This is a genomic window from Streptomyces sp. NPDC002911, from assembly GCF_053591835.1.
Genome location: NZ_JBSFUO010000001.1, coordinates 250653 through 276570 on the forward strand (window position 1 = coordinate 250653; position 25918 = coordinate 276570).

General features: G+C 68.9%; 23 protein-coding genes and 2 pseudogenes. 10 read left to right on the forward strand and 15 right to left on the reverse strand.

The annotated features are described in order from the left end of the window. Window positions 1–10 precede the first annotated feature (10 nt). Window positions 11–511 carry a helix-turn-helix transcriptional regulator gene (locus ACWD04_RS01080; protein WP_100561490.1) on the reverse strand — a complete coding sequence of 167 codons (501 nt, stop codon included), beginning with the start codon at window positions 509–511 and terminating at the stop codon, window positions 11–13. Between the two features lie 127 nt (window positions 512–638). Here ACWD04_RS01080 and ACWD04_RS01085 point away from each other — a divergent pair, with 127 nt between their 5' ends. The 5 genes from ACWD04_RS01085 to ACWD04_RS01105 all read left to right on the forward strand — a co-directional run bounded on the left by ACWD04_RS01085 (window position 639) and on the right by ACWD04_RS01105 (window position 5573). Further along, on the forward strand, window positions 639–824 hold the full coding sequence (locus ACWD04_RS01085; protein WP_451127425.1) for a helix-turn-helix transcriptional regulator: 186 nt from the start codon (window positions 639–641) through the stop codon (window positions 822–824). Window positions 825–967: 143 nt separating this feature from the next. Beyond that, on the forward strand, window positions 968–2407 hold the full coding sequence (locus ACWD04_RS01090; protein WP_451126769.1) for a DUF3631 domain-containing protein: 1440 nt from the start codon (window positions 968–970) through the stop codon (window positions 2405–2407). A 313-nt stretch (window positions 2408–2720) separates the two neighbouring features. Continuing rightward, the gene (locus ACWD04_RS01095) at window positions 2721–3290 is read left to right on the forward strand and encodes a hypothetical protein (RefSeq protein WP_451127427.1); all 570 of its coding nucleotides are present in this window, start codon (window positions 2721–2723) and stop codon (window positions 3288–3290) included. Continuing rightward, entirely contained in the window at window positions 3280–4959 is a 1680-nt protein-coding gene (locus ACWD04_RS01100; RefSeq protein ID WP_451126771.1) for a relaxase/mobilization nuclease domain-containing protein, read from the forward strand. The genes ACWD04_RS01095 and ACWD04_RS01100 overlap by 11 nt, the downstream gene beginning before the upstream one ends. Window positions 4960–5033: 74 nt before the next feature. Then, window positions 5034–5573 (forward strand): NUDIX hydrolase, encoded by a 540-nt coding sequence (locus ACWD04_RS01105; RefSeq protein WP_307669806.1) that lies wholly within the window; start codon window positions 5034–5036, stop codon window positions 5571–5573. A 4-nt stretch (window positions 5574–5577) separates the two neighbouring features. On the opposite strand, the gene ACWD04_RS01110 is transcribed toward ACWD04_RS01105, so the two are convergent. Then, window positions 5578–6888, reverse strand: a complete 1311-nt coding sequence (locus tag ACWD04_RS01110; RefSeq protein ID WP_451126774.1) for a hypothetical protein — start codon at window positions 6886–6888, stop codon at window positions 5578–5580. A 158-nt stretch (window positions 6889–7046) separates the two neighbouring features. Between ACWD04_RS01110 and ACWD04_RS01115 the strand changes: the two genes are divergently transcribed. Then, the gene (locus tag ACWD04_RS01115; RefSeq protein ID WP_451126776.1) at window positions 7047–7490 is read left to right on the forward strand and encodes an ATP-binding protein; all 444 of its coding nucleotides are present in this window, start codon (window positions 7047–7049) and stop codon (window positions 7488–7490) included. Between the two features lie 167 nt (window positions 7491–7657). Here ACWD04_RS01115 and ACWD04_RS01120 read toward each other — a convergent pair whose 3' ends face one another. The 13 genes and pseudogenes from ACWD04_RS01120 to ACWD04_RS01180 all read right to left on the reverse strand — a co-directional run bounded on the left by ACWD04_RS01120 (window position 7658) and on the right by ACWD04_RS01180 (window position 20106). Next, window positions 7658–8344: a hypothetical protein gene (locus tag ACWD04_RS01120; RefSeq protein ID WP_451126778.1), complete on the reverse strand. Its 687-nt coding sequence runs from the start codon at window positions 8342–8344 to the stop codon at window positions 7658–7660. Continuing rightward, window positions 8337–9587, reverse strand: a complete 1251-nt coding sequence (locus tag ACWD04_RS01125) for a hypothetical protein (protein WP_451126780.1) — start codon at window positions 9585–9587, stop codon at window positions 8337–8339. Before ACWD04_RS01125 ends, ACWD04_RS01120 begins: the two co-directional genes overlap by 8 nt. Beyond that, window positions 9584–10285 (reverse strand): ATP-binding cassette domain-containing protein, encoded by a 702-nt coding sequence (locus ACWD04_RS01130; protein WP_451126782.1) that lies wholly within the window; start codon window positions 10283–10285, stop codon window positions 9584–9586. The genes ACWD04_RS01125 and ACWD04_RS01130 overlap by 4 nt, the downstream gene beginning before the upstream one ends. Before the next feature lie 162 nt (window positions 10286–10447). Continuing rightward, entirely contained in the window at window positions 10448–10783 is a 336-nt protein-coding gene (locus tag ACWD04_RS01135) for a hypothetical protein (RefSeq protein WP_451126784.1), read from the reverse strand. Between the two features lie 349 nt (window positions 10784–11132). Beyond that, window positions 11133–11663, reverse strand: coding sequence for a PadR family transcriptional regulator (locus ACWD04_RS01140; protein ID WP_451126786.1), 531 nt, complete (start codon window positions 11661–11663; stop codon window positions 11133–11135). A 409-nt stretch (window positions 11664–12072) separates the two neighbouring features. Continuing rightward, window positions 12073–12750 (reverse strand): adenylate kinase, encoded by a 678-nt coding sequence (locus ACWD04_RS01145; protein WP_451126788.1) that lies wholly within the window; start codon window positions 12748–12750, stop codon window positions 12073–12075. Between the two features lie 1013 nt (window positions 12751–13763). Beyond that, a complete protein-coding gene (locus tag ACWD04_RS01150; RefSeq protein ID WP_451126790.1) occupies window positions 13764–14645 on the reverse strand; it encodes an SDR family oxidoreductase in 882 nt (293 codons plus the stop codon). Beyond that, a complete protein-coding gene (locus tag ACWD04_RS01155; protein WP_451126792.1) occupies window positions 14642–14995 on the reverse strand; it encodes a DUF952 domain-containing protein in 354 nt (117 codons plus the stop codon). The genes ACWD04_RS01150 and ACWD04_RS01155 overlap by 4 nt, the downstream gene beginning before the upstream one ends. Window positions 14996–15004: 9 nt before the next feature. Beyond that, window positions 15005–16009: an NAD-dependent epimerase/dehydratase family protein gene (locus tag ACWD04_RS01160; protein ID WP_451126794.1), complete on the reverse strand. Its 1005-nt coding sequence runs from the start codon at window positions 16007–16009 to the stop codon at window positions 15005–15007. A gap of 180 nt (window positions 16010–16189) precedes the next feature. After that, the gene (locus ACWD04_RS01165; RefSeq protein ID WP_451126796.1) at window positions 16190–16858 is read right to left on the reverse strand and encodes a DUF6304 family protein; all 669 of its coding nucleotides are present in this window, start codon (window positions 16856–16858) and stop codon (window positions 16190–16192) included. Between the two features lie 77 nt (window positions 16859–16935). Next, window positions 16936–17475 (reverse strand): annotated as a pseudogene (locus ACWD04_RS01170) (GNAT family N-acetyltransferase). 87 nt (window positions 17476–17562) lie between these two features. Beyond that, window positions 17563–18606 (reverse strand): family 2 encapsulin nanocompartment cargo protein polyprenyl transferase, encoded by a 1044-nt coding sequence (locus ACWD04_RS01175; RefSeq protein WP_451126798.1) that lies wholly within the window; start codon window positions 18604–18606, stop codon window positions 17563–17565. 96 nt (window positions 18607–18702) lie between these two features. Then, window positions 18703–20106, reverse strand: a complete 1404-nt coding sequence (locus ACWD04_RS01180) for a family 2B encapsulin nanocompartment shell protein (protein WP_451126800.1) — start codon at window positions 20104–20106, stop codon at window positions 18703–18705. 281 nt (window positions 20107–20387) lie between these two features. Between ACWD04_RS01180 and ACWD04_RS01185 the strand changes: the two are divergent. The 4 genes and pseudogenes from ACWD04_RS01185 to ACWD04_RS01200 form a co-directional block, all read left to right on the forward strand. Continuing rightward, window positions 20388–20876, forward strand: a pseudogene (locus tag ACWD04_RS01185) (questin oxidase family protein); the annotation flags it as partial. 136 nt (window positions 20877–21012) lie between these two features. Beyond that, a complete protein-coding gene (locus ACWD04_RS01190; protein WP_451126802.1) occupies window positions 21013–24135 on the forward strand; it encodes a Tn3 family transposase in 3123 nt (1040 codons plus the stop codon). A 137-nt stretch (window positions 24136–24272) separates the two neighbouring features. Then, complete coding sequence (locus tag ACWD04_RS01195; protein ID WP_258779053.1) at window positions 24273–25007, forward strand: MerR family transcriptional regulator; 735 nt, start codon at window positions 24273–24275, stop codon at window positions 25005–25007. Continuing rightward, entirely contained in the window at window positions 25004–25843 is an 840-nt protein-coding gene (locus ACWD04_RS01200) for a hypothetical protein (protein WP_451126805.1), read from the forward strand. Before ACWD04_RS01195 ends, ACWD04_RS01200 begins: the two co-directional genes overlap by 4 nt. Window positions 25844–25918: the final 75 nt, after the last annotated feature.

Below are 25918 nucleotides of genomic sequence, written 5' to 3' on the forward strand. Positions count from 1 at the left end.
GTGCTGGTTGTCAGTAGTGGCCCCCGTCCTCGATGTCGCCGCTGAGGACGCGGGCGTCTCGCTCGTCCCCCATGAGGCGGAGGCATTGCTCGTGGATCGCCCGCGAGCTGTCCGGGTGGGCCTTGATGTGGCCGGCGACGGCGACCACGGCACGGTGCAGACGGTCGCGGGCGTCGCGAGTTTCGTAGAACGCTTCTACGGCTTCCTGGACGAGCCGTCGGCTGTCGACGTCGAGCCCTTCGAGGGGCGGGGACATCAGCTCTTCGAGGGGGAGCTCGAAGACGCGGGAGAAGGCGAGCGCCTCATCGAGGTTGATCCGCCGGCGGGGTGAGCCGTTCTCGATGCGCCACACGGCCGTCTGGTTCATCTTCACGCCCGCTCTGGTCACCCGCTCGGCCAGCTCGGTCGTGCTCCACCCTCTGACCTCGCGCTCCAGGGCCACGCGGCCCGCCACGTTGCCTTCGCTGTAGAGCAGCGGCACTTCGCCGCCCTCGGCCTTCTCGCTTGCCATCGAACCTCCATCGCGACCTTCGCTATCCAAATTGAAACATGGGCTTCCCGGTTTGGCTAACCGCCGATCATGAGGTACTGATTATGCAGATCGAATCGTCATCTAGCCGAATGGGAACGCATGCGATCTGACCACCGCCGAGGTCGCCGAGCGCTACCGCACCGCCGAGAGCACCGTCCGCTACTGGCGCCAGCTCAAGAAGGGACCGCGCGGCATCAAGGTCGGCAAGCGGGTGCTCTACCCCGAGGCCGAGCTGCTGCGCTACGAGCGCGCGCTGATCGACGGCGGAGACGAGTGGGGCCTGGCCTCATGAGCCGCCGGACCGCCCGGACACAGGAACGGCCCTCGGCGCGCCTACGCCGAGGGCCGGAGATCCCCTTGCACCTCGCCCATCCCTGAACGAACTGGTCGGGGGCGAGACCTTGCCCGTCTCGCCCCCACCTGAAAGGAACATCTATGAAGGACCCTACGTCCCCCGCCACCTCGAAGGCATCCGGCGTTGCCTGGCCAGCGATCGCGGTTCCAGGCCAGGGTCTGCCCCGCGACCGGCAGACACGCCCCGCCATCGGAGGCCCGCCCGCCGATGCTCCGCATCGGAGCTCGCGCGATTCGCAACCTGCCGAGGCCGGCGCCCCGACAACAGCGTCGTACAGCGCAGGCGATCCTGCTCCAGGCGGATCAGAAACCCAAGACGGCGCCGGCGCGGCAGGCGAGGGCAGCGCGCTGCTGGACGACCTCCGCACGGCGATCGGGCGGTACGTGGTGCTGCCGAGCGACGAGGCCCTGACCGCCGTCACCCTCTGGATCGCGGCCTCCCACATCCAGCCCGGCCTCCAGCACGCGCCACGGCTGGCGGTAGTGGGGCCGACCAAGGGGTGCGGCAAGTCCCGCCTCCTGGACGTTCTCTACGAGACCGTCCACCAGCCGATGATGACGGTGAACACCTCCCCCGCCGTCGTCTTCCGCGTCATCGGCAAGAACCCGCCAACGCTCCTGGTGGACGAGGCCGACACCATCTTCGGCCCCAAGGCGGGCGACAAGGAGGACCTGCGCGGCCTGCTGAACGCCGGGCACCAGCGCAACCGGCCGGCCTGGCGAATCTCCGGGCCGGAGCACAAGCCGACCGCGTTCCCCACCTTCGCCATGGCGGCTCTGGCCGGTATCGGCGACCTGCCGGACACGATCATGGACCGCGCGATCGTCATCCGCATGCAGAAGCGCAAGCCGGGCGAGCGGATCACCCCGTTCCGTTCGCGGTACTCCGTACCGGAACTGCACGCGCTTCGCGACCGGCTGGCCGACTGGCTGGTCCCGCTGCGCGGCACCGTCGCGGGCTCGGTGCCGAAGATGCCCGTCGAGGACCGCGCCGCCGACACATGGGAGCCGCTCGTCATCGTCGCCGATCTCGCCGGCGGGCACTGGCCCGCGCGGGCACGTGCCGCCTGTCTGGCGATGACGCGCAACGAGGTGGTCCAGGACGAGCAGACGACGCTGAAGACTCGGCTGCTGCGTGACATCCGCCGCGTCTTCGACCAGGAGAGCGGCAAGGAGGCTCTGCGCAGCCAAGACCTGCTCGCGGTCCTTATCCAGGACGCCGAGGCCCCGTGGGCGGAGTACGGCACGAAGGGGATGAACGCCTACCACCTGGCCAACCTGCTGCGCGACTTCGGTATCAGCCCGGCCAACTACCGGTTCGAGAACGGCCGGCAGGCCAAGGCGTACGCCCGCAATCAGTTCGTGGACGCCTGGGCCCGCTATTGCCCCGACCCCGCCCCGTCGGCACCCACTGCCGAGGTTCCGGCACGTCCGACCCCGGGCAGGCCACCCGCCCCTCCGTCCGGGACGCTGCCCACCGGCCCGCCGGGTGGGCCCGCAGGCCCCAGGCCCACTCGCTGACACCAGGTCCGCATCAATCCGTCGCATCCGTCCCCGCGCAGGTCAGCGCGGGGACGGATCTCCTCGGCGTTACGGATCGGTCCGTACCGGCGGCCGTATCCGTACCTGTGCTGACCAGCCACGCGACGGATGCGACGGATGCGACGAAGCCCCACCCCACGACTGACGGAGCACCACCATGCCCGAATCAAACACTGACGACACCACCTCCCGCCGCCGTAGGAAGCTGTTCAGGCTCACCCGACGACCAGCAGCAAGCTGGAGCGAACGAGCCTCTAACGAGGCTTCGTCCGCGCTTGCCCCCGCCCCAGGGGTGGCGGAGGGCAAGGCCGAGCGCCAGGGGGCGCCCGAGCCGGAGCAGGGGGTGGCCGAGGACTCCTTCCGGCCCGCAGCCGACTCCGCTCCTCCTCGTACGCCTGCCGATGCCCCACCGCTCGTCGAGCAGCCCTCCTGGCGGGATCTCGACGCCCCCGCCCTGCCCGCGCAGATGAACCGCAAGCGCACCGTGGAGAAGCGCGACCAGGAGAAGACCATCCGCTTCACACGCACCGCAGTCCAGGTGATCAGCACCGCCGCTCACCAGCGCGGTCAGAGGTTCGCCGGATTCGTCGGAGACGCGGCCCTGGCCGTTGCGCAGGGCAAGGCGGGAATGGTCGGCAGCCCGGAGGACGATCCTCTGCGCCCGCTGATCGAGGCCGTCGAGGCGCACACGGTCGCGCTGAACCGCATCGGCGGCAACCTCAACCAGATCACCGCAGCCATCAACCGAGGAACCGTCCCCGAGCGCGCCGAGACGGTTCTCGACCACGTCGAGCAAGCAGCACAGAACAGCTTCCACCTCATCGACCAGCTCCTGTCAGAGGGCACGACCCATGGTTCCTGACGTCTCCACCGGCTCCGACAGCCGCGGACTGATCGCCTACCTCTTCGGCCCCGGCCGCCGCGACGAGCACACCAACCCCCACATCGTCGCCGCCTGGGACATGGCCGGCGCTCCCGACCCCGGGCGCGACCCGGCAGCCACCTACTCCCAGCTCGCCAGGCGACTCGACCACCACGTCGACCTCCGCGCCCGCGAGCTCGGCGGCAAGAAGCCACCACAGCACGTCTGGCACTGCCCGGTCCGCACCGCCCCCGGCGACCGCTACCTCACCGACACCGAGTGGGCCGAGGTCGCCCGCCGCGTCGTGCACGCCACGGGCATCGCCCCCAACGGCGACGAGAAGGCATGCCGATGGATCGCGGTCCGCCACGCCGACGACCACATCCACATCATCGCCACCACCGTCCGCGCCGACGGACGCGTACCCCAGACCCACCGGGGCGGGCAGAGGGCACAAGCCGAATGCCGAAAGATCGAGAAGGAAATGGGGCTCCGCCAACTTAAGAAGGGAGACGCCACCGCGCCCAAGACTCCCACTGGTGCCGAGCGCGCCAAGGCGGAGCGCCAGGGCCGTGCAGTGACCACTCGCGCCTGGCTGCGCGAACAAGCCCACACCGCCGCTGCGGCGTCACGCAACGAGGAGGACTACTTCTCGATCTTGACCGATCTGGGCATCACGGTCCACACCCGCATCGGTCCCGAAACCGGTGACGTCATTGGGTACAGCCTTTCGGCCCCTGGTGACACTGCTGCCGGTGAGCCGGTTAAATTCGGCGGCTCCAAACTCTCCCCTGACCTGTCGATCCACCGCTTGCGCGAACGCTTCACCACGCAGCCAGCCGCCCCGCTGACCGCGCCACCGGCTCATCCGTGGCGCCAGGCCGAACGCTCTCTGCGCACTGCACACGCCGTCCTCACGAACCCGAACGGCGACGCGCACCAGGCTCAGGGCGAAATTGCAGCATTCGGCGACTTCCTCCACACCGCAGCCCTGCATGCGCCCCGCCCGCTGCGAGCTGAGATGCAGGCCGCGGCCAGCGCATTCAATCGCGCCAACCGGTCCATGATCCGCGCAGACCACCAGGTCGGCCACGCCCTGCGCAAGGCAGGACAGGAACTCCTCTATGGCACCAACAGTGCGGGCGACTTCGTCATCGCCGTCCTCGCCGCCACCGTCCACCTGGCCCTCGCCGCCGCCCGCTGGCATGAGCAGCGCGATCACCAACAGCAAGCAGCCGCCGCCCAGCAGGCCCACGCCCGCCTCTGCAGTACCTACGAGGCACAGGCTGCACCCGTACTGTCCGAACTGATCCGTCGTGCCCCGCCCGCCGAAACCGTCACGCGCTACGAAGGCATCCTGCGGGCGACTCTCCCCGCCCAAGTCGACCGAATCCTGGCCGACCCCGCGTGGCCTGCCTTGACCGCCGCCTTGCGCCGCGCAGAGGCTGGCAGCCACTCGCCAGCTTCCGTTCTCACCGCAGCCGCTGAAGGACGTGAACTCGACACCGCCGAACACCCTGCCCAGGTACTGATCTGGCGGCTCGATAACGCGTCCAGCCGACGACTCGCAGCCGCAAGGGCAAGCAGCACAATGGCTACGGGGCCGAGCACCTCAACGGTCATGCCTGCTGACTCCAAAACTCCTCCCTCTCGTCGGCGTGGGCGATGATGCGCCAACCTGGCGGACGGATTCTCGTCAAAGTGACATGCTGGATACTTCACTGAAACAAGGGAGTTGGGCTCATGCAGTGGACCGTCCATGGCGAGCGGCAGATCTACAACAACCCATGGGTGAATCTCTGGCTTGTGGACGTCCAGCAGCCTGACGGCCGGCGGTGGGAACACCATGTGGTCCGGATGCGGCACCTGGCCGTAGCGGCCGTGGTCGACGACCAGAAGCGCGTGCTGATGATGTGGCGGCACCGGTTCATCACCGATACCTGGGGCTGGGAGCTTCCGATGGGCCTCATCGAGGCCGACGAAACCCCGGAGCAGGCTGCTGCCCGCGAGGTCGAGGAGGAGACCGGCTGGCGTGTGAAGGGCGTCAAGCCGCTGGTGTACGCGCAACCGGCGAACGGCATCACGGATTCCGAGCACTTCGTCTTCCGTGCCGAGACAGCCTCGTATGCGGGCCCGCCGACCGAGTTGAACGAGTCCGACCGAATCGAGTGGATTCCGATCTCGGAGATCCGAGGCATGATCGACCGCCGCGAGGTCGTCAGCAGTGGCAGCCTGGTCGGTTTGCTGTATCTGCTGCTGGACGAAGCGACCGGCAGCTCGTAAGGGGTCAGCCGAGGGCTTCACGCATGCGTTGCTCGAAGGCGAGGACGGGGGCTTCGCGTGCGTAGGGCAGCATTCGGCGGTGAAGTTCCTGGACGTGGCTGCTCACTCGTGGCGAGTCAATGGCTGCGGCGAGGTCGAGGGCGAGGCTGGCGCTGGTGCATGCCTCGTCGAGTTTGCCCAGCTGGAGCTGGGCGCTGGCCAGCCAGTAAGCGTGGAAGGCCCGGCCTCGCTGTTGGTCGGCATTTTCTCGACGTAAGCCCTCAGTGATGAGGGGTTCGGCGCGGGCTGGGTCGCCGAGGCGCGCGTAGGCGATGCCGGTGTCGACGAGGAGTTTCGTCTCGTCGAAGTACTGGACCCAGTCAGGCGCCTCGACTTCGTGTCCGCGTGAGCGTTCGTACTGGTCACGGGAGCGATTTACGGCCTGGTGGCAAGCCTGGGTGTCTCGAAGGGCGGCATGGGCGAACGCTTCTCGCAAGTGCAGCATCGACATGACGAGCGGCTGTTCGCCGGCGGCGCGGGCCGCGTCCTGGGCACGGCATGCAAGGGCCACGGCATCGTTCGGGTTGCCGTCGTAGGTGGCCAGAAGGCTCATGCAGGACAGCACATTGGCCATGAAGAGGCTGTCGCCTTGCGTGTGGGAGAGCTTGAGCGCCTGGGTGAAGTAGGTGCGAGCGGTGCTGTACTGACGGGCGTCGAAGTAGGCCCAGCCGGAAAGCCGTGCCAGCTCGGCCGCAACCCCTTGGAGGTCGTGCCGTAAGCCACCCTCGGCAGAGTCGAGGAGGCGGCCGACATAGCGCAGGTGTCCCACGACGGCCGGCCGCAGGGTCGCACCGCCGTGTGCGTTGTCCCGCCGCCAGTAGTCCTGGACCGAGGAGCGCAGGGCTGTGAGGGTGGAACGGGTGGCACGGCCGTCGACCAGAGCGAGAAGGTCGTCCAATTCCTCTGCCGGTTCGGTGCGCTGAGGTTCGCCCGGTACAGCAGGAGAGGGCTCGGGCGGCCTATCCTCGGTGCGAGCTGGGGCAGGGATCTCCCAAGGTCGGTGGGCCAGGCCGAGCATCGCACCGGGGATGCGCAGGCCGTCGGAGACGCGCTCGATCACGTCGATGTGCGCCAAGCCGCGCCGCCCCGCCATGATCTCGCCGACTCTGCTCGGCGTCATGCCGCACAGCGCGGCAATCCGCGACGGGTAGATCCCGGCCTTGACTTTGACCAGCCGAAAGATGCGGGCGAAGTCCCGAGCGCGACAGGCTTCCTGCCATGCCGCGCTGGCCAGCAGGTCGGCCGGCAGGGCTCGGTGGGCATGCGAGCGTGCCACTCATCCCCCTCACTCGCCCGTTCGGACGGACTGACATGGGACCGACTGCTGATGAGATTACCCACGTTGGGTAATCACTGTGACCTGATTCTGTGATCACCGCAGCGGTGAACTTGTGTCCCACAGCCCGCCCGCGACGAGGGGACGCGATGCACGCGATGACGACGCACGACCGACAGACCACCCCGTTGCGGAGGCAGATGCAGTTCAGCCCGGTACGCAAGTGCGTGCCCCTGGCCCGCGCCCTCGTCTCCAAGACGCTCGCGAGCTGGGGATACGGCCAGGAGGACATCGACCTGGTGGTCCTCGTCTGCGGAGAGCTCTCCGCCAATGCCGTCCAGCACGGCGGCAGACGAGGGCACCTCTTCGAAGTTCGGCTGACTATTGACGGTCCACACTGCCTGGTCGAAGTCTCCGATGCTGGCCTCACCCCTCCCCGCCCCACCCAGGCCGGGGAGGACGACGAAGGCGGCAGGGGCCTGCTTCTCGTCGCAGCGCTCTCTGAAGAAACCGGCCACCACGACCGCCACCCGATCGGCAAGACCGTCTGGGCCCGCCTGATCCTCAGCAGCCCGAGCGAGGAGTCCGTATGCACGAGCTGATCGCGGCCCAGCACCTCGATCACAACCTCCTCGTACGGCCTGGCAGTCCGAAGGCGGCACGCCTACCTGCTCACCGGTACGAGGAACTGCACACCGCACCGGGCACCTCCGCGGCGCCCACCTGGCTGGCCGTCAGCGTGTCTACTCGTGGAGCGACTCGCCCCTCGTTACAACCGCCGGAGCAGACCCCGCAAGCGCCAGGGTGTCATCCGGTAGGCCAGCATCCCTACAGCCAGCAGCCCCAGACTGATCCCGATACCCATCGGCTGCTCCACAACGGGTGAGCGGGTGAAGTCCCACCACGGGTAGCTGCCCGTTCCGTCCTGAACACCCCAGTAGCTGATGAGGAGAAGAACCAGTGCGGGCAGGATCCACCCCTGCCGCCAGCCGAGCAGGCGCCCGCTGAGTAGCCCCAGCCCGGTCCACCCCGGCAGAGCGCCAGCCATGACTTCTAGCACCCGGCCCTCCACAGAAACGGCGCAGACGCCCAGGAAGACGGCCATACTCGTGGCCCACAGCATCATCAGCCGCAACGCCCTCCCACGGTGAAAGCGGGTGGTGCCGACCGCCTCCAGCGCTGCCATGCGGCTGTGCAGGGACAGTACCGGCAGGACGCCCGCGAACATGGCTAGCATCCTCCAGCTCGGGGTCCCTGCGGCCTGCGCGCCCGCCACGGTGGGCAGGGGGGCTAGCCTGTCCCCCAGCCAGGCCACAGCCAGTCCGCTGAGCAGGACCACGAGCAAGACGCTCCCCGGGCGCCGCACGCCGCACGGCGGGTAAAAACGCCTGCCCGGTCCGAGCCGCCAGGTCGGCAGCAGCGCGTCGATGCGTGTGCCGGCGCGGCTGTCAGTCACAGTATTTCTCCAGGACGTGCCGCACGGTTGTCGTGGCCCACTCGTTCTGCTCTGCCTCAGACCGGTCGGCCATCTTTTTTCCGGTTTCCACTGCTCTCGCCATGGATGCCGTCATTCCCGATTCCTTGTACTCCGGCTCGCCGCCACCTGCCAGTCGCTTCTCAAGCCACCGCTCCAGAGCGAGAACCGACTGGTCGTCGGCCTTCTGTTGCGCCGCATAGCCCTTGAAGTCCTTGTCCCTGCAGGCCGCGAACGTCTTTGTGCTGATCGCCATTGTCACTCCGTCAGCCATCGCCCATACGGAGCCACTGTCCAGGTCGAAGTCGCCGCCCCACCTGCGGTCCATGGTGTAGACAAGACCGAGGGAGTACACCGCTTCAGGCGTAGCCAATACCGGGGGTAGGTCCTCGGCCCGCTCCAGCACGCCCTGGGCCATCGGCTTGTACTTCTCTTCCTCGGGCCATAGGCAGATGTCGGTACGGCCCTTGACGCAGGTCTTCAATGCGGAGCCCTGCCGCTCATCGATGACCGGGCTGCTGGCGGTTGCCGCGGTCGCGGCGAGTGCCAGGACGATGGCAAGTCCTGGTAGGGGGCTGACTCGCGTGATCCGCGGGCCGTACGGCAGCCAGAGGCAGGCTGCAAGCAGCAGCAGTGCAGCCGCCGAGCGCAGGCTTATCTCCAGAAGGTCGGGCTGCATACGGGCCGGGCCGTTCACCACGGAAAGGTCAGTGTCGGACACCATAGCGATGAGCAGCCAGCCGAGCGCACCGGCCGCGGGGCCCCAACGGCTGGACAACAGTCGCCCGACGACCCAGCCCAACCCAGTCGCTGTCAGTAGGCTCGAGACACCAAGCAGGAGATATCCCAGGTACTGGGTGAAGCCGGGCGGCCATGAGGACGCGGTGACCGCAAAGCAGACTGCCTGCCCCACCAGGTACGGGACGAGGAAGACACACAGGACCATGGCGATGCGTGGCAGTTCAGCCTGAGGTCTGGGCCGGGGCATCGCGCTCAGAGTCTCCGCCACCTCGGGCGGACGGCGCAGCGAGGAGGTCCACGCAGCCGCAGCCGCGGCGAAGACGCCCAGAATGAGGGTGGGCACCTGCCCCGCGGCGCCAGTGTCTCCCCACAGCCCGTGCCAATAGTCATCGCGGGTGAGGATGAGGATGAGATCGAGGGCAACCAAGGGGGTAAGCAGCCACCGCAGCGGGGAGGAGCGCAGCGCCAGAAGGAAGGAGGTCACAGTTCCCGCTCTCCGTCCGGCAGCAGTTCCATATAGGCACGCTCCAGCGGGGTATGCCCAGCGGCACCGTCACCGGCCCGGTCCGCCATCTCGGGCACCCCGCCGTTGAAGAGAACTCTCCCACTGTGCAGGACGACGACGCGGTCGCATGCGGCGGCCACATCGTCAATGAGGTGCGTGCTCAGCAAGACAGTGGCGTCAGTGAGTTGAGCGAGGATCCGGCGAAACTGCAGGCGCTGGCGCGGGTCCAGGCCCACAGTGGGCTCATCCAAGATCACCAGGCCCGGGTCTCCGACGATGGCCCACGCGATGCCCGCACGCTGTCGCATGCCGCCGGAGAGCCGGGACATCCGCTCCTGCTTTCGGCCCGTCAGGTCAACCTGACTCAGTGCCCGCTCCACGGCCTGTGACCGGTACTTGCCAGGCACCTCGCGCATCCACGCTCCGTACTCGACGAAGTCGCGCACCCGCATCCCCGGATCCCATCCGAACCGCTGCGGCAGATAGCCGATCCGACGGCGTATGTGCCGCGCAGCCTTCTCGCCATCGATGGTCACACCATCGAGATCAATACGTCCGCGCAGCGGTGGCTGCACCGTGGCTAAGGTCCGCATCAAGGTCGACTTGCCTGCGCCGTTGGGCCCGAGGAGCCCCGTCACGCCGGGGCGGAGTTCGAGGTCGAGGTCCTCGAGGACCACACGCCCGGGATAACCCTGACGGAGGTCGGATACGTGAACGTGCATATCAGCACCTTGCCATGGGTGAGTAAGCTGGAAACGCGGCCCGTCTGCCCGCAATTGGAGTGCGGGCAGACGGGCCGCAGCGATGCTGCTTCAGGCCGCTCGCGGCGGCCACGCTTCCTAGTAGTAGAAAGTGGAGACGCCGGACACAGACCAGTCGCAGTCGTGGCCGTCGTACGTCGCCGTGCTGCCCTTCGCCCGCCACTGCGTCATCGTGTTGTCGGGCTCGAGGCTGCAGTTGGCCGTGGACTCGTAGGTGCCAGCGTATCCCGCACCGGAGCCGCTGCACTTCTGGTCCCAGTCGGTGTTGTACCAACGACCGAAACAGTTGTGCACCTTGTTACCGTCACCGCCGGCCGAAGCCTGAGGTGCGACCACGACCGCTGCCCCGCCCACTACCAGGAGGCCGGCAAAGACGGACGCTGCCCGCGCACGGAAGGTGGTATTCATCCGCATGAAGAAACTCTTCTCCTAGAATTGCTAATTCCGCCCCGATAGGGCCAGAACACTTGTCCGGTTGCGCTTTGACGTCGTCACCATGTCATGAAAAATACCAACCAGTCATGCGCTTTCTTTGGCATGTCCGGAACCTAACGCTCTACTTGCTCGGCGGGGCTGGAATGACCCCTGAGGGGCGATTTGCCACCTGTGGTAGAGGGGCATTCGGCGCGCCGTAATCCCGGTTTCGGCCAAGGAAGCAGGAGTTCGCTTCAGCCTGTCTTGACCCGGACCGAGCGCCCCCAACCCGTCGGGCCATCCGCGCGCATGCCCTGGCTCCTCCGGGCTCCCCGGTCCTTCAAAAAGCTCACATCTCGTTCTCAGAGCCACTCAGGTGTCCGGCGGTCACATCCATCCAGCGCAGGTCGGCCTCTAGGTGAGTCACGGCATAGTCCATGGACAGAGCGTCAGCCGAGGGAATGCCCTCAGCGGTCCTAGCTGCGTTCAGCTCTGTTATCCGAGCTCGGTGGGCGGCGCGCTGAGCATCGAGGTAGCCAGCCGCAGAGTCCGACGTGCCGGCGAGGATCGCGACCACGACCTTGGCGAAGGTTTCATCTGTCACGAACCGCACGGGCACAGCAACTTCAGCAAGCCATTCCCTCAGTCGAGTGCTTCCCTCGGGGGTTATCCGGTAGCAGATGCGCTCCCGGGTCCCATCCGCCTCAGCGCCCACCGCCTCTGCGAACCCGTCACGGACTAGGCGCTGCAGTGTCGTGTACACCTGGCCGTACGCCAGCGGGCGTGCCTTTGGGAAGCGCGCATCGTGGCGCTTCTTGAGGTCGTAGCCGTGGCCGGGACGGGAGGCAAGAAGCCCGAGCAGGACATGTGGGGTGCTCACGAACGCGAATGTTATGTGCCGGAGACCGTGGGCGTGCGCACGCGCCCGCCGCAGGCAACCGCAGGGCGTATGCGCCTGCGAGATCGGCGCATACGGAAGCTGACTGGACTGCAGGAGGAGCCCCCGAGCAGCGGCTCCGCGTAGCCGTGAGCGCTCGCGGAGCAGATTGGACCGATGGGGCCCGCGGAGTGGAGCCGTTGGGTGCAGCGTCTGCCGCGAACGGTGCTCCAAACGAGGGGGCGGCCACCCGTAACTGGCCCGCGACGGGTTAGTTCGAACCTCCAATCCCAGTAGCCTTGTCCAGATCTCGGCGATGTGCGGGCCCGACGCGGCGGGTCGAGCGCAGTTTGCAGTCCTCGGTGGCGGCTTTCCGGGACGGCGGCTCCGCACCCTCCCGGAAGAGGAGTCATCAGCTCGACGTGCCGGACGCATCGACCTGGCCGCGGCCAATCGCGACCAGCGCGCGGTTCAGGACCTCATGGACTTGGCCGAGGGCCGAGATCGTGGTCACCAGGCCCTGGGCCTGGTAGTGGTTGACGACCGGCGCCGTCTCGGTGCGGTAGATCTCCAGTCGCCTACGAACGGTTGCCTCGCGGTCGTCATCGCGCTGGTACAGCTCACCGCCGCAGAAGCCGCAGACTCCTGCCACTTCAGGCGGGCTGTAGTCGACGTGGAAGATGTGTTCGCGGTCCTGATGGCACAACCGTCGTCCAGCGATCCGGCTGACCACCTGATCCTCGGGAATCTCAAGGTCGAGCACGGCATCCAACCTTGACTCCGAGTCGGCCAGGATGCCGTCCAGCGCCTTGGCCTGGGCAAGGTTGCGGGGGAAGCCGTCCAGCAGGAATCCGCGCTCGGTGTCCGGTCGGGCAAGGCACTCTTTGATCACCCCGGTCGTGACCTCGTCCGGTACCAGAAAGCCGCCACGGATGTGCGTGAGGGCGTTCTGCCCGAGCTCGGTGCCCTGGTCGATGTGCTCGCGAAACAGGTCGCCAGTGGAGATGTGCGGGATCGACAAATGCGCGGCAAGGCGCGCTGCCTGCGTGCCCTTGCCGGCACCGGGCGGCCCGATCAGGAGGATGCGCATCGATGAGGTATCCCTTCTCATGCGTTTGCCCCAGGATCGATCCCAGGTTTCGAAGTAGTTGGACGTCGTGACTGCTGCCCTGAACCACTCCTGGCCGCCAGTGGTCGACCATGTCGTCCAGGGGCATTCTGCCCGCGCCCTCCAGTTGGAGGACCACGGTGGCGACCAGAGTCTTGGAGGTGCTAGCCATGCGAAAGTAGCTGCCAGAAGAGACCGGACAGCCGGTTTTAGGTCGGGGTGTCGCTGGCAGCGACCGATTGCCGCCGATCAGGCGCGATCAGGCGGGCCTGCACCCCGCTGTTGCTCGCGGTGTCCCCGGCGCGACTTGTTCCACGGAAAAGGGACCGGCGGGCTGTGCGACAGCAGTGGTCGCCTCTGCGGCGAGGAGCACAGCGACACCGAGCGCACGGCGAGGGGCTTTCGCAGAGTCGAAAACATGACTCAACGCTAGTGTCATCCCACACCGGGGTGCGATCCGGCGCTCCCCAGTATCAGAGCGGGGGATAACCCCCCAGCGCCGGCCGGCCTCACCAGTTCGACGTCGTTATGTACGCCTCCTCGACCAGGCCAAAAACGCCGACCCGACCATCACCAAGATCTGGCCCAACCCCGGCTGTAAGAAGGCGGTCGCCGAACGCGGCTTGAAGCTCGAACCAAGGAGTTTTCGGAGAGGCTGGCTGCGGTGACGGCCGCGGAAATCTTGAGCACGGCTCTCGGCAGACGCGTCTCACAGTCCGCACACAGTCCGCAGAACACCCGATCAGGACCGTCGCGCCCCATCGCTGACCAACAGCAAAGGACCAGGTCAGCAGCCCATGGAGAAGATCCCCGCAGGTCACCGACCCGGCCCATTACTAGGAGACCAAGAAGGCCTGATCACTGGCCAGGCCGCTTGGCCGGAGAATGTGCCGGTCACGTCGCCGGTCCGACCGCACCCGGTCCGCTGGGCCGCCGTTCACGGCGTCCCGCCTGGACCGGGTGCGGTCGTCTTTCCCGGCCGTGGCCGCACAGCGCTAGGAGCCTGGCAGAAGGTGGCGGTAGCTCTCCGGGTTCTCCTGGAGGAAGGCGGCCAGGTTCCGGGCCGGGTGGCCCGTGAGGAGGGGAACGGCGTTCGAGACGGTCTCCAGCTCGCCTGCCGCGATCGCCTCGTAGGACGTGACCCAGCCGGCCACTTCCCACTCCGGGGCGCCGTAGTGGGCGCGAGAGGCGTACGCCTCCTCCCTGGTCTCGGGTGCGTAGCGGATCGCACGGCCGGTACGCCGGCTCAGCTCCCCGGCCGCCTCCGCCAAGGTGAACGCCTCGGGGCCCGTGAGGTCGTACGTCGCGCCGTCATGGCCGGTTCCCTCGTCCAGCAGGACGGCTGACGCCGCGTCCGCGATGTCCTCGTGGGAGACGGCCGAGACCCGCCCCTCGCCGCCCGGACCGCGCAGGACGCCGTCGGAGCCCGTCATCGCGGGGATCGCCGCGAGGTACCAGCTGTCCCGCAAAAAGGTGTGGCGCACCCCGGCCATCCTGATGTGCGCCTCGGTGTGCCAGTGGTCGCGTGCGAACGTGAACGTCGCGTCCGGTGCCGCGCCGACGAACGACACGTACACGATGCGCTCGACGCCTGCGGCGAGTGCGGCGTCCACCGCCGTGGTGTGCTCCAGCACCCGGTCCGGACTCTCGTGCGCCGAGACGAGGAACAGGGTGTGCGCGCCTTCGAGCGCGCGGCGCATGGCCTCGCCGTCGCCGTACGCGGCAGGGGGCGCGGCGTCCGCTCCGGGCAGCCGGGGCAGCCGGGAGGGATCCCGGCCGAGGAGACGCACGGGGACCCCGGTCCGGGCCAGCCGCGCGGCCACCCGCCCGCCGACCGCCCCGCTCGCGCCGGTCACCGCGACGAGAGGGCTGATCATCCCGCCTCACCCCTCTCCGGGCCCATGCGCCCGGCCCAGGGGCGCACCTCCACGACCGCGCTCGCCGGCAGCGGCCCGTAGATGTGCGGGAACTCCTCGCCGCCGGGTTCCATGGCCTCGTACCGGACAGGCACCGGGAGCCGGCCGGTATCGATGACCAGGACCACCAGGCCCGTGTCGTCGGATCCGTACAAAGCCCGGGCCACGGCGGGGAGCTGATGGGGCAGCGAGCAGTGGATGAACCCCTCCTCCCGCAGGGTGCGGCCCCGGGTGGACATCTCGTACGTTCCCGCTGTGCGGGCGGCCTCCCACAGGGGCTCTTCCGTGAGGTGCAGCAGCTGTTCGGTCATGGGGTCACGCTAAGGGCTGACCGGTGCCGCCAGAAGTTCCGCCTCGGTTCGCGCGTCGAGACCGACGGCGGGCCGGTCAGAACGCTGCGGGGCGGACCCTCCGCGTTCGCACAGCCAGGCCCACGTATCGGCGACGGTTTCGCCGACGGGTCTGCAGCGCAGACCCGTGGCGTGCGCCTTGGTGACATCGCCCTGGTGCAGGCTGTCGTAGCGTTCTCCGGCGGGCAGCCAGACCGGCAGGCCGGTCCACGGCTCGACGCCTGCCGCGAGGAGCACCTCGGGGTCGGTCCAGCGCAGTCGGGCGCGGGAGCCGGTGACACGGACGCATGCGTCCAGAAGCTCGCCCATGGTCGTGTGTCCCGGGTGGCTCACCGTGTTGTACGCCCCGCCCAGGCCGTCCGCTGCGGCGGCCAGGAGCCAGTCCGCCAGGTCACGGGCGTCGATGTACTGGAGCCGGGCATCCGGCGGCCCCGGTGCGATGACCGGTCCGCCCCTGGCTGTCCGGCCCAGCCACCACGGCAGACGGCCGACGTTCTCCCCGGGGCCGAGGATCAGCCCGGCCCGGGCCAGCAGCGCCCGGTCACCGAAAGCATCGAGCGCCGCGAGCTCCCCGCCGCGCTTGGCCAGGGCGTACGGAACGTCCGCTCCGGCGTCCGGCGACGCCCCGGCCACCAGCGGCCCGTCCTCGGGGAGCCCAGCCGGGATGGGGTATGCGTACACGGATCTGCTGGAGACATAGCTGAAGTGTGCGGCTCTGCCCGACAGCAGCCGGGCGGCGTCCCGCACGGCGGAGGGCGCGCCGCTCCATGTGTCGACCACCAGGTCCCAGGTGCCGTCGGCCAGCGCGGCGAGCCCCGCCTCACCCGTCGTCCGGTCGCCGGTCAGCGTCCGGGCCCCGGCCGGTGCGGTGTGACGGCCGCGGTGGAAGACGGTGACCTCCCATCCGCGGCCGAGAGCGGCGTCGGTGACCGCGCGTCCTACGAATTCCGTTCCGCCCAGCATCAAGAGCCTCATGCGGGGAGCTTGCCCTGCTGCACGGAAGGGAGAAACGGGACCTCGCTGTCGGCATAACGCGGAACCGCTCCGCTTCAGGACATGTGCGGGGAGCGCTGCGGGTCGGGTGGCGGCCCCGGCACGTCCTGACACCACGGCACGGCCGGCACCTACCACCTGGCACCGGCGCCCGAACGCCGCTCAGGCGAGCTCGAGCGGGAAGGCGCCCCGGTGACCCGTGCCCGCGCCGTGCGCCGGGCGCGGTTCGAACTCCCGGCAGCTCCATATCTCCTGGACGAATCCGGTACGCCGGTCCCAGAGGCCGACGACGTCCTCCCCGCCCGCCACGTCGCGGTAGGCGTCCTTCGCGCCGCGGAAGCAGGCGAGCCCGCCGGACAGACCGCGGACCGGTGCCGGGAAGTAGTCGGAGAAGGCGCAGGCGATGCACGTCTGCAGTTGCATGTCCGGCGGCAGGATCCGCTGGACCGTGGCCAGCGCGGCGGCGAAGTCGCCCTCTGCGCGGTTCGACTCGTACACCGCCCCGTCCAGATGGAGGGCGAGATACAGATCCGGGTCTGCCCTGCGCAGGGACAACAGGCAACTGAGCGTGGCCTGGCGGACCGTCCCGGACACGAGGACCGGGAGGGGGAGGTCCCACTCCAGCACACAGTCGTCGAGTACGCCGTCCACCAGGTCGAACTGCCCCTCCTGGACCGGCGCACCCACCACCGGGCCCAGACCGTCGAAGCTCTCGCCCTCGAAGTCCGTGCCCCGGATGCGGATGCGGAGCTGCTGTCCGTCCGTGGTGAGAATGACGGCCTCGGAACCTTGACGGTCCCGGTACCAGCCTGCCCACGACTCATCTGTCATGAGCAGGGACTGTAGCCCGTCCCCCCGACCGCTCCGGTGGCACCCTCCCCTTCCGTAACTCGTCGGCCGGAGTCCTCTCATCCGGCCTGCGGGTCGCGCCACATGGGCCACATCGACGGGCCGTCGGGGAGGTCGACGGTCTGTCCCGTGAAAGTGAAACCGAGCCGCTCGCAGAGATCGCGGTCACGCCCGTTGCTCGCCTCCAGATAGGCGGGAGTTCCCTCCCGGTCACATCGCTCCAGGACCCCTCTCATTGCGCCTCACCGATCCCCTCCGCCTGGCGTTCCGGGAAGACACCGATGATCAACAGGTACTCGCGCGCACGGTCGTGGGGGTGGACGGCGCCGGTCGTCCTCCCCACCAGCTCGGCCCGCTCGTTGTCGGGATCCGCCGTCTCCCGCATGAGCGGGGGTGTCGTCGTCCTCCTCCGGCACGCCCGCCGGCACGGAAAGCCGGAGGGCTGCAGCCGTTACGTCCGCCAGCAGGTCGACCCTGCCTCCTTCCAGCGTGACGTCGGCATGGACGCCGAGGAATTCACCGTGCACCGCGCGCCGGTGCCTCTCGTCGGGAAAGACCCGACTGCTCACCGGGTCCTCGTGGAACGCCTCTTCCAGCATGTGTACGACCTGATCCCGACCTCATGTTCCCCACCGACCGCCGGATTCTCAGGGTTGCGACTTGGCACCGCTCACGGGCGGCCCCGTTCAGTGCGTTCTGCGGGTGACGAATTCGGCCAGGGCCAGCAGGTCTCCGGCACCGGCCGGCGCGGGCACCGCACGGGACAGGTGGTGGACGGCCCGGGCCATCCGGTCCGCCGCGGCGACCTGGGCCCAGTCGCGGCCGCCGGCCCGGTCGACCGCGTCGGCAGCGTCCCTCACCTCCGCCGGGGTGTTCATGGAGCCCCGGTAGAGCGCGGCGAGCGCGGCGGCATCCGGGGTGCCCGAGGTGAGCGCCGCGACCACCGGCAGGGACTTCTTGTGGGTGGTCAGGTCAGCCCCGACCGGTTTGCCCGTGCGGGCCGTATCCCCCCAGATGCCGATCAGGTCATCGATGAGCTGGAAGGCGAGACCCGCTTCCCGGCCGAAGCCGTCCAGTGCGCGGACCGCCCGCTCCTCCGCTCCGGCGTAGAGCGCGCCCAGGGCGCAGGCACAGCCGAGCAGGGCGCCTGTCTTGGCCATGGCCATGGCGAGGCACTCGTCCAACGTGACGTCGTCAGGGTTGCGGTCCTCCAGTGCGCAGTCGGCCTGCTGCCCCGCGCAGAGTTCGATGACGCAGGTGGAGAGCCGCACCGCGGCCGGCGTGGACGCCGGGTGCGAGTCGTCCGCCAGCAGCCGCAGGGCGAGGGAGAGCATGGCGTCACCCGTGATGACGGCGTCCGGCACGCCGAACACCGCCCAGGCCGTGGGCCGGTGCCGACGGGTCGTGTCCTCGTCGATGACATCGTCGTGGAGCAGGGTGAAGTTGTGCGCGAGTTCCACGGCGACGGCTGCCCGCATCGCTGCCTCCGGGTCCCCGCCCAGCGCACGGGCGGCGGCCAGGACGAGCGCGGGCCTGATGGCCTTGCCTGCCTGCCCCGAGGCGGGACTCCCGTCGGCGTTCTGCCAGCCGAAGTGGTACATGGCGACCCGGCGGATCGCCCCGGGCAGTGTTTCGACGGCTGCTCGGAGGTGCGGGTCGACGGCGTTACGCGTGTGCTCCAGGAGAACGGCGGCCTTGTGCCCCTCCCTCGCGGCATCCGTACTGGTCATGGTCACGGTCAGTCCTTCCGGGCGCCACGGGGCACCTTGGTCGCGGCCTCGGCCTGCCGGGAGCCAGGGCGGCAGCCGCCCGGGCCCCGGGGAGCGTTACCGCCAGCGGCTCACCTCCACGTTCTCCAGCACGCCGAGGGCGTCCGGCACCAGCACGGCGGCGGAGTAGTACGCCGTCACGAGGTACGAGATGATCGCCTGCTCGTCGATGCCCATGAAGCGGACCGAGAGGCTGGGCTCGATCTCGTCCGGGATTCCGCTCTGCTGCAGACCGATGACGCCCTGGTCCGCCTCACCGGTCCTCATGCAGATGATCGAGGTGGTGCGGGCGTCTGTGACGGGGATCTTGTTGCACGGGAAGATCGGCACTCCCCGCCAGGCGGGCACATGGTGGCCCCCGACCTCGACGCTCTCCGGCACCAGGCCGCGCCTGTTGCACTCCCGGCCGAATGCGGCGATGGCCCGCGGATGGGCGAGGAACAGCTTGGATCCGCGCCGGCGCGACAGGAGCTCGTCCATGTCGTCGGGGCCGGGCGCCCCGTCGTGGGGCTGGAGCCGCTGCCCGTAGTCACAGTTGTTGAGCAGGCCGAACTCCCGGTTGTTGATGAGCTCGTGTTCCTGGCGTTCACGCAGCGCCTCGACCGTGAGCCGCAACTGCTGCTCGGTCTGGTTCATCGGCTGGTTGTAGAGGTCGGCCACCCTGCTGTGGACCTTCAGGACGGTCTGGGCGATGCTCAGTTCGTATTCACGGGGCGCAGTTTCGTAGTCGACGAAGGTGTGCGGGACGACGCTCTCCCCCACATGGCCCGCCGACAGGTCGATCTCCGCCTCGCCGTAACGGTTGGTCCGCTGGTGTGGGATGGCGAGGAGCCCGGCGAGATGGTCACGCAGCGAGTTCGCGCGGGCCGCGAGGTTGAGCAGATCCGACCGGCGCAGGGTCAGCAGCGTGCAGGCGGTCACCGCACGGGCCGTGTACGCCCAGGTCGCGTCACCGTCGACCAGGACATGGTCACCGAAATAGGCACCGTCAGCGAGGACTCCGAGCACCGTCTCGTCGCCGTACGGCCCGGCACCGATCTTCTCGACCTTGCCGTGGGCCAGCAGATGGACCCGGTCCGCCGCGTCGCCCGATGCGGCAAGCACCTCACCGGCCGCGACGTCGCGCTGTTCGCACCTGCGCGCCAGTTCGGCCAGTACCTCCTCGTCACCGAAACCGCGCAGAGCCGGAAGTTCGCCGAGCTCGGCGGGGATGACGGTGACCCGGTCGCCCGTCTGGACGAACGTCACCCTGCCGTCTCCTACCGAGTAGCTCAGCCGGCGGTTCACCCGGTACGTGCCGCCCTGCACCTGCACCCACGGCAGCATGCGCAGCAGCCACCGCGAGGTGATCTCCTGCATCTGCGGGGCGGACTTGGTCGTCGTCGCGAGGTTCCGCGCAGCCGCTGTGCCGAGACTCTGCTGCGGCGGCTGCGTGTCGTGAACCTCTTCACCAACGGACATCCGACATCCTCTCGATCATGGGCTGACCTGCGAGAGGAAGACTTGCAGCCGGAGGACACGACGCGCTATTACACAAAAGAGTGTGACTATTCAGGCTCAGGGCGGGAACGTTGCCCGCACCCGGCGCTCGCGAACAGCCCGAGCGGCACCCGGTCGGGCGTGGAGGGGAGGGGAGAACCCCAACCAGGCCCCTGGACCTAGGTCTCCTCCGGGAAGCCCCGCCCGGCGCCTAGGACTTCCGCCCGTTACGGGGGTACGGACGGCCGCCTAGCGTTCTGGTCATGGATTCGACAGGCACCCTCGACGAGGCGCTCCAGCGGCTGCACAGCTCGGGCCCGGAGCGGCTCGGGCGGCTCACCAACCACGCGCCGATGGCCGTAGAGGCCCTCGCGGCCAACGGTCAGCCGTCGGCCGTGCACCGCTGGCTCGACCTCTACGCGTCCAGACTCGAGGAGTTCCCGGCCGGCGTCGAGCCGGTCACGGACGCCAACTGGCGTGCGGCTCTGGGAGACCCGCGCCGCGCCGCCGACTGGATCGGCTACTTCGGCCGGGAGGTCGCCGAGCGCCCCTGGCGGGACGTGCTGACCCAGTGGTGGCCCCGCCTGCTGCCCGGCATGTACGGCGGATCGACGCATCCGGTGATCCGCGTGGGCCATGCCGTACGCACGCTCCTGGCCGGCGAGAGCACCGCACCGCGGCTGACCGAACTCGAGCATGGCCTCGGTTACTGGGCCGCCCGCCACCACCCCGTCACCGGCCTCACCCCCGTAGCACGGCCTTGGGGAACATCGGTACAGCCGTTGGCGCTGAGAACGATCATGGTCGGGTAGCACAGCGATCGTCCCCAGAACGGGGGTTCGCTGAAAGATCGTCGATCACGGGTGGGGCCGGTCTACGGTCCGCGTCATGCCGGTGGAGTTTTTAACTGATGATCAGGCCGAGGCGTACGGGAAGTTCGCTGAGGAGCCGACGAGACCCGAGCTGGAGCGGTTCTTCTTCCTGGATGATGTCGACCGCGATCTGATCGCGCTGCGGCGTACAAAGCATCATCAGCTGGGCTTCGCCCTCCAGATGTGCACAGTCCGCTACGTGGGGCTGTTCCTGGAGGACCCGCTTGCGGTGCCATGGCCGGTGGTCGAGCACCTGGCCGCGCAGCTCGGCATCGAGGATCCGTCGTGTGTGAAGCGGTACACCGAGCGGCTGAAGACGGCGTACGAGCACTCGTGGGAGATCCGGGACGCCTACGGATACCACCCGTACGAAGATGCGGAGTGGGGACGGAAGTTCCGGACGTTCCTGCACGGCCGGGCGTGGACGCATGCGGAGGGGCCGGTCGCGCTGTTCAACCAGGCGGTGGGCTGGCTACGGCGGAACCGGGTGCTGCTGCCGGGTGTCTCGGTGCTGGCCCGGCAGGTGTCGGAGGTTCGAACGATCGCGGAGAAGCGGCTGCACGCCACCGTGGCCAGGGCGGCTCACCGTGCGGACCCGGCTCTGCCGGCGGACCTGGTGGCCACGCTGGTGACGCCGGAGGGCGGCCGGTACTCGGAGCTGGAGCGGCTGCGCCGGCCGCCGACACGGACGACGGGCACGGCGTTCGCACGGTCGCTGGAACGGGTCGACGAAATCGGCGCGTTCCAGCTCGGGCGGTTGAAGCTGTCGCAGATCCCGCCGAACCGGCTCGCGGCGCTTGCCCGCTACGGGCTGGGGTCCAAGGCTGCGACCTTGGAGCGGGCCGCAGAGCCCAAGCGCACGGCGATGCTCACTGCGGTGATGCGCCACCTTGAGGCCAAGGCGATCGATGAGGCGCTGGACCTGTTCTCGGTGCTGATGGCGACGAGGCTGATCAGCACGGCAAAGCGGGCGACGGACAAGGAGCGGCTCTCGACGCTGCCGCAGCTGGAGAAGGCGTCGCGGACCCTGGCGCGGGCGGCGAAGGTGCTGTTCGAGGAGCTGGAGCTGGTCGAGGCACACGGCACGGATCTGGACGCGGCGGCACTGTGGCGGGCAGTGGAGGAGGTCGCGTCCCGGGCCGCGGTGATGAGTGCGGCCGTGCTGGTGGTCTCGCTGGTGCCGGAGGACGAGGACTCGGCAGCCGTCGCGATGCGGGCGGCGCTGGCCACCCGGTACAACACGGTGCGGCCGTTCCTGTCGCTGCTGGGCGAGTCGAAGGCGCTGGATGCGGCGACCGGCGGGAAGCGGGTGCTGGCCGGGGTGAAGCGGCTGCCCGCTCTGGCGCGGCGGCGGGTGAAGGACAAGCCACTGCTGCCGCGCGAGGTCGATGACAAGCTGGTGCCAGCCGCATGGCGCAAGGCGGTGTACGCCAACGCCGAGCTGCCGCCGGGGGCTGTGGACCGGGACGCGTACGTGGTGTGTGTGCTGGAGCAGCTGCACCGCGCGCTTCAGCGCCGGGACGTGTTCGCCTCTCCCTCGCACCGCTGGTCCGACCCGCGCGCCCGGCTGCTGGACGGCACAGAGTGGGAGGCCGTGCGGGAGGACGTCCTGGCGGGCCTGAGCCTGGATATGCCGGTCGAGGAGCACCTGGCCGCGCTGGTGACGGCGCTGGATGCGGCGTGGAAGCAGATGGCTGAGCGGCTGGAGACGGCCGGGCAGGACACGAAAGTCACCATCGAGGTCCCGCCGGGCGGCCGGGCGAAGCTGAACGTGTCCAAACTCGGCGCGCTGGGCGAGCCGAAGTCCCTGACGTGGCTGCGGGGGCGGGTGGAGAAGATGCTCCCGAAGATCGACCTGCCGGAGCTTTTGTTCGAGGTGCACGGCTGGACCGGGTTCCTGGACGCCTTCGTACACCTGGGCGACGGCACAACCCGTATGAAGGACTTGACCACCTCACTGGTGGCCCTTCTGGTCTCGGAGGCGTGCAACATCGGCATGACCCCGGTCATCAACCCCGCGCATGAGGCGCTTCACCGTTCCCGGCTGGTGCACGTCGACCAGTTCTATCTGCGGGCCGACACCATCGCCGCGGCGAACGCCGCACTGATCGAGGCGCAGGGCCAGGTGCCGATCGTGCGGTACTGGGGAGACGGGCTGTTGGCCTCGGTCGACGGACTGCGGTTCGTCGTCCCCGTCCGCACCATCAACGCCGCCCCTTCGCCGAAGTACTTCGGGTTCAAGCGCGGCATCACCTGGCTCAACGCCGTCAACGACCAGGTCGCGGGCATCGGGCAGATGGTGGTCCCGGGCACCCCTCGCGACTCCCTGCACATCCTGGACGCGCTGCTGAACCTCGACGGCGGGGTGAAGCCGGAGATGGTCGCCACCGACAACGCCTCGTACAGCGACATCGTGTTCGGCATTTTCCGCATTCTGGGCTACAACTTCAGCCCCCGGTTCAAAGACCTGGACGACCAGCGGTTCTGGCGCGCGTCCCTTCCGGGCGTGGGGACAGGTACGTACGGGCCGCTGGAGCCGCTGGCCCGCAACCGGGTCAACCTGAACAAGGTGATCACCCACTGGCCGGACATGCTCCGGGTCGCCGGTTCCCTGGTCACCAACCAGGTTCGCGCCTACGACCTACTGCGGATGTTCGGACGCGAAGGCCACCCGACCCCGTTGGGGCAGGCATTCGCCGAGTACGGCCGGATCGCCAAGACCGAGCACCTGCTCCGTGTCGTCGACCCGGTCGACGACACCTACCGCCGCCAGATGAACCGCCAGCTCACCGTGCAGGAGTCCCGGCACAAGCTGGCCCGCGACGTGTGCCACGGCAAGCGCGGCACCATCCATCAGGCGTACCGGGACGGGATGGAGGACCAGCTCGGCTCACTGGGCCTGGTCCTCAACGCCGTGGTGCTCTGGACCACCCGGTACATCGACGCCGCCGTCGTACACCTCCGTGCCGAGGGACACGAGATCCGGGACGAGGACATCGCCCGCCTCTCCCCGCTCAAGCACCGCAACCTCAACGTCCTGGGCCGCTACAGCTTCACCACCTCCACCCCGGCTGGCGGCGCCCTACGCCCGCTTCGCGACCCAGACACAGTCGAACTCGACGAGGACGACGAGGGGTAGCGGGAGCGGACCCTGGCCAGATACGTGCGCTGACGAAGACGTATCACTCCGGTGTGTAGACGCGCTCGAATCGTTTTGCGCCCGACGAGACTTTCAGCGCTTGACCTTGACGCAACGGCAGGGTTTCTACTGGCGGCATGCGAATCGGAGAGATCGCCGCGCTCGTGGGGCTCACCACCCGGGCGATCCGGCACTACCACCATGTCGGGCTGCTTCCGGAACCGGAGCGGCGCCCCAATGGGTACCGGGCCTACAGCGTCCGCGACGCCGTACTGCTGGCCCGGGTGCGTCGACTCACCGAACTCGGCCTCAGCCTAGATGAAGTGCGCGACGCCCTCGCCGATGATGCCGGACGCGAACTGGCCGAGGTGTTAGAGGAACTCGACGCCGACCTGGCCCGCCAGGAAGCCGACATCCGGGAGCGCCGCTGCCGGCTCAGCGCCCTGCTTGCCGAGCCGCCCGGCGCGACCGGGCCCGTCTCACCCGCCCTCGCCGCACTGCTGGCACAGGCCCCCAGGACAGACTCGCCGAGCGCGGCCAAGGACCGCGAGTACCTCACGCTGATGGACGCCACCAGCTCCGGTAGCCAAGAGATTTTCGCGCTGCTCGGAACACTGGTCGCCGATCCCGCGGTCGTCGAACTGTATGAGCGCCTCGACGCGCTCGCCGAAGCCCCCGCCGACGATCCGCGGATCGCACCTCTGGCAGCTGACCTGATGGCAGCCGTCCCCGAGGAGCTGTTCGCCGCAATCCCCGAGGACGGGGCGGTCGTGACCGGGTTCAAGGAGGCGCTGCTCGCCGAGTACACCCCCGCGCAAGCGGAAGTCGTGGGCCGACTTATGGACGCGTTCATGGAGAGGGGCCGGGGATGAACGGCCGACCAAGGGGCGTACGGGCGGCGCGGGTCGCGGTCGCCGCCGTACTGCCGGGGGAACTGGCCCTGGCGGCCTGCCTGATGGCTGGGCTCCGGCCGCCCGGTTGGGCGCTGGCGGGCGCCGAGGCGCTGGTGCTCGTGGTGCTGCTGTTCGAGGCATGGGTGCTGCGCTCGCTGTATGTCGCCGCGCGCGCCCGTGGCGCAGACCGCCAGGCGGCGCGGCGAGCTGCCGTACAGGAGGCGGTGCCGGTGACGGTCCGCCGCCTGGTCCTCCATGAACTGCGCGCCCTCGCCTCCCTGGGGCGGTGGGTCCGGCGCGGCACGCACGGGGTGCGCCCCGGAGACCACGCTGCCGCGTACACCGGGCCCCAGACCGCGATGATGTACGGGCTGCTCTTCGTGATGGTCATCGAGACGGTGGTCCTGGCCTTCCTCATCCCTTGGCCGGTGGTCCACCGGGTGATCCTGGTACTCGACCTGTACGGCGTCGTCCTCGTGCTGGCCCTGCACGCCGCCTGCGTCACCCGGCCACACGTCGTGCGCCCCGACGGCTCTCTGCGGATCCGCTACGGAGCCCTCTTCGACCTCGCCGTACCGCCGGACGCGGTCGCCTCGGTCCGGGTCGACCGGCGCTATCCCGAAGGCGGCCTGATCACCCTTTCCGAGGACGGGGTCCTCGACCTCATAGTGGGCAGCCAGACCTCGGTGACCCTGGAGCTGAACCGGCCACTCCCCTTCACCCGCCCGCTCGGCGCAATGGAAGAGGCCCACACCATCCGCTTCCACGCCGACGACCCGCGCGCACTGGTCAGCGCGCTCCGTCAGCCCGCCTGAGCACACAGGTTGGTCCTCGCCGCGACGTGACGCCGGCAAGGGGCTCCGATCGGGCGCCGCCCGGTTGCATGTTCG

Excerpts from the sequence above, each read along its gene's own strand:
- ACWD04_RS01135 (WP_451126784.1), bottom strand. The coding sequence starts at position 10,783 with ATGCGGATGAATACCACCTTCCGTGCGCGGGCAGCGTCCGTCTTTGCC.
- ACWD04_RS01195 (WP_258779053.1), top strand. The coding sequence starts at position 24,273 with ATGCGAATCGGAGAGATCGCCGCGCTCGTGGGGCTCACCACCCGGGCG.
- ACWD04_RS01090 (WP_451126769.1), top strand. The coding sequence starts at position 968 with ATGAAGGACCCTACGTCCCCCGCCACCTCGAAGGCATCCGGCGTTGCC.
- ACWD04_RS01105 (WP_307669806.1), top strand. The coding sequence starts at position 5,034 with ATGCAGTGGACCGTCCATGGCGAGCGGCAGATCTACAACAACCCATGG.
- ACWD04_RS01100 (WP_451126771.1), top strand. The coding sequence starts at position 3,280 with ATGGTTCCTGACGTCTCCACCGGCTCCGACAGCCGCGGACTGATCGCC.
- ACWD04_RS01160 (WP_451126794.1), bottom strand. The coding sequence starts at position 16,009 with ATGAGGCTCTTGATGCTGGGCGGAACGGAATTCGTAGGACGCGCGGTC.
- ACWD04_RS01115 (WP_451126776.1), top strand. The coding sequence starts at position 7,047 with ATGACGACGCACGACCGACAGACCACCCCGTTGCGGAGGCAGATGCAG.
- ACWD04_RS01155 (WP_451126792.1), bottom strand. The coding sequence starts at position 14,995 with ATGACCGAACAGCTGCTGCACCTCACGGAAGAGCCCCTGTGGGAGGCC.
- ACWD04_RS01150 (WP_451126790.1), bottom strand. The coding sequence starts at position 14,645 with ATGATCAGCCCTCTCGTCGCGGTGACCGGCGCGAGCGGGGCGGTCGGC.
- ACWD04_RS01180 (WP_451126800.1), bottom strand. The coding sequence starts at position 20,106 with ATGTCCGTTGGTGAAGAGGTTCACGACACGCAGCCGCCGCAGCAGAGT.
- ACWD04_RS01165 (WP_451126796.1), bottom strand. The coding sequence starts at position 16,858 with ATGACAGATGAGTCGTGGGCAGGCTGGTACCGGGACCGTCAAGGTTCC.
- ACWD04_RS01145 (WP_451126788.1), bottom strand. The coding sequence starts at position 12,750 with ATGCGCATCCTCCTGATCGGGCCGCCCGGTGCCGGCAAGGGCACGCAG.
- ACWD04_RS01175 (WP_451126798.1), bottom strand. The coding sequence starts at position 18,606 with ATGACCAGTACGGATGCCGCGAGGGAGGGGCACAAGGCCGCCGTTCTC.
- ACWD04_RS01080 (WP_100561490.1), bottom strand. The coding sequence starts at position 511 with ATGGCAAGCGAGAAGGCCGAGGGCGGCGAAGTGCCGCTGCTCTACAGC.
- ACWD04_RS01190 (WP_451126802.1), top strand. The coding sequence starts at position 21,013 with ATGCCGGTGGAGTTTTTAACTGATGATCAGGCCGAGGCGTACGGGAAG.
- ACWD04_RS01200 (WP_451126805.1), top strand. The coding sequence starts at position 25,004 with ATGAACGGCCGACCAAGGGGCGTACGGGCGGCGCGGGTCGCGGTCGCC.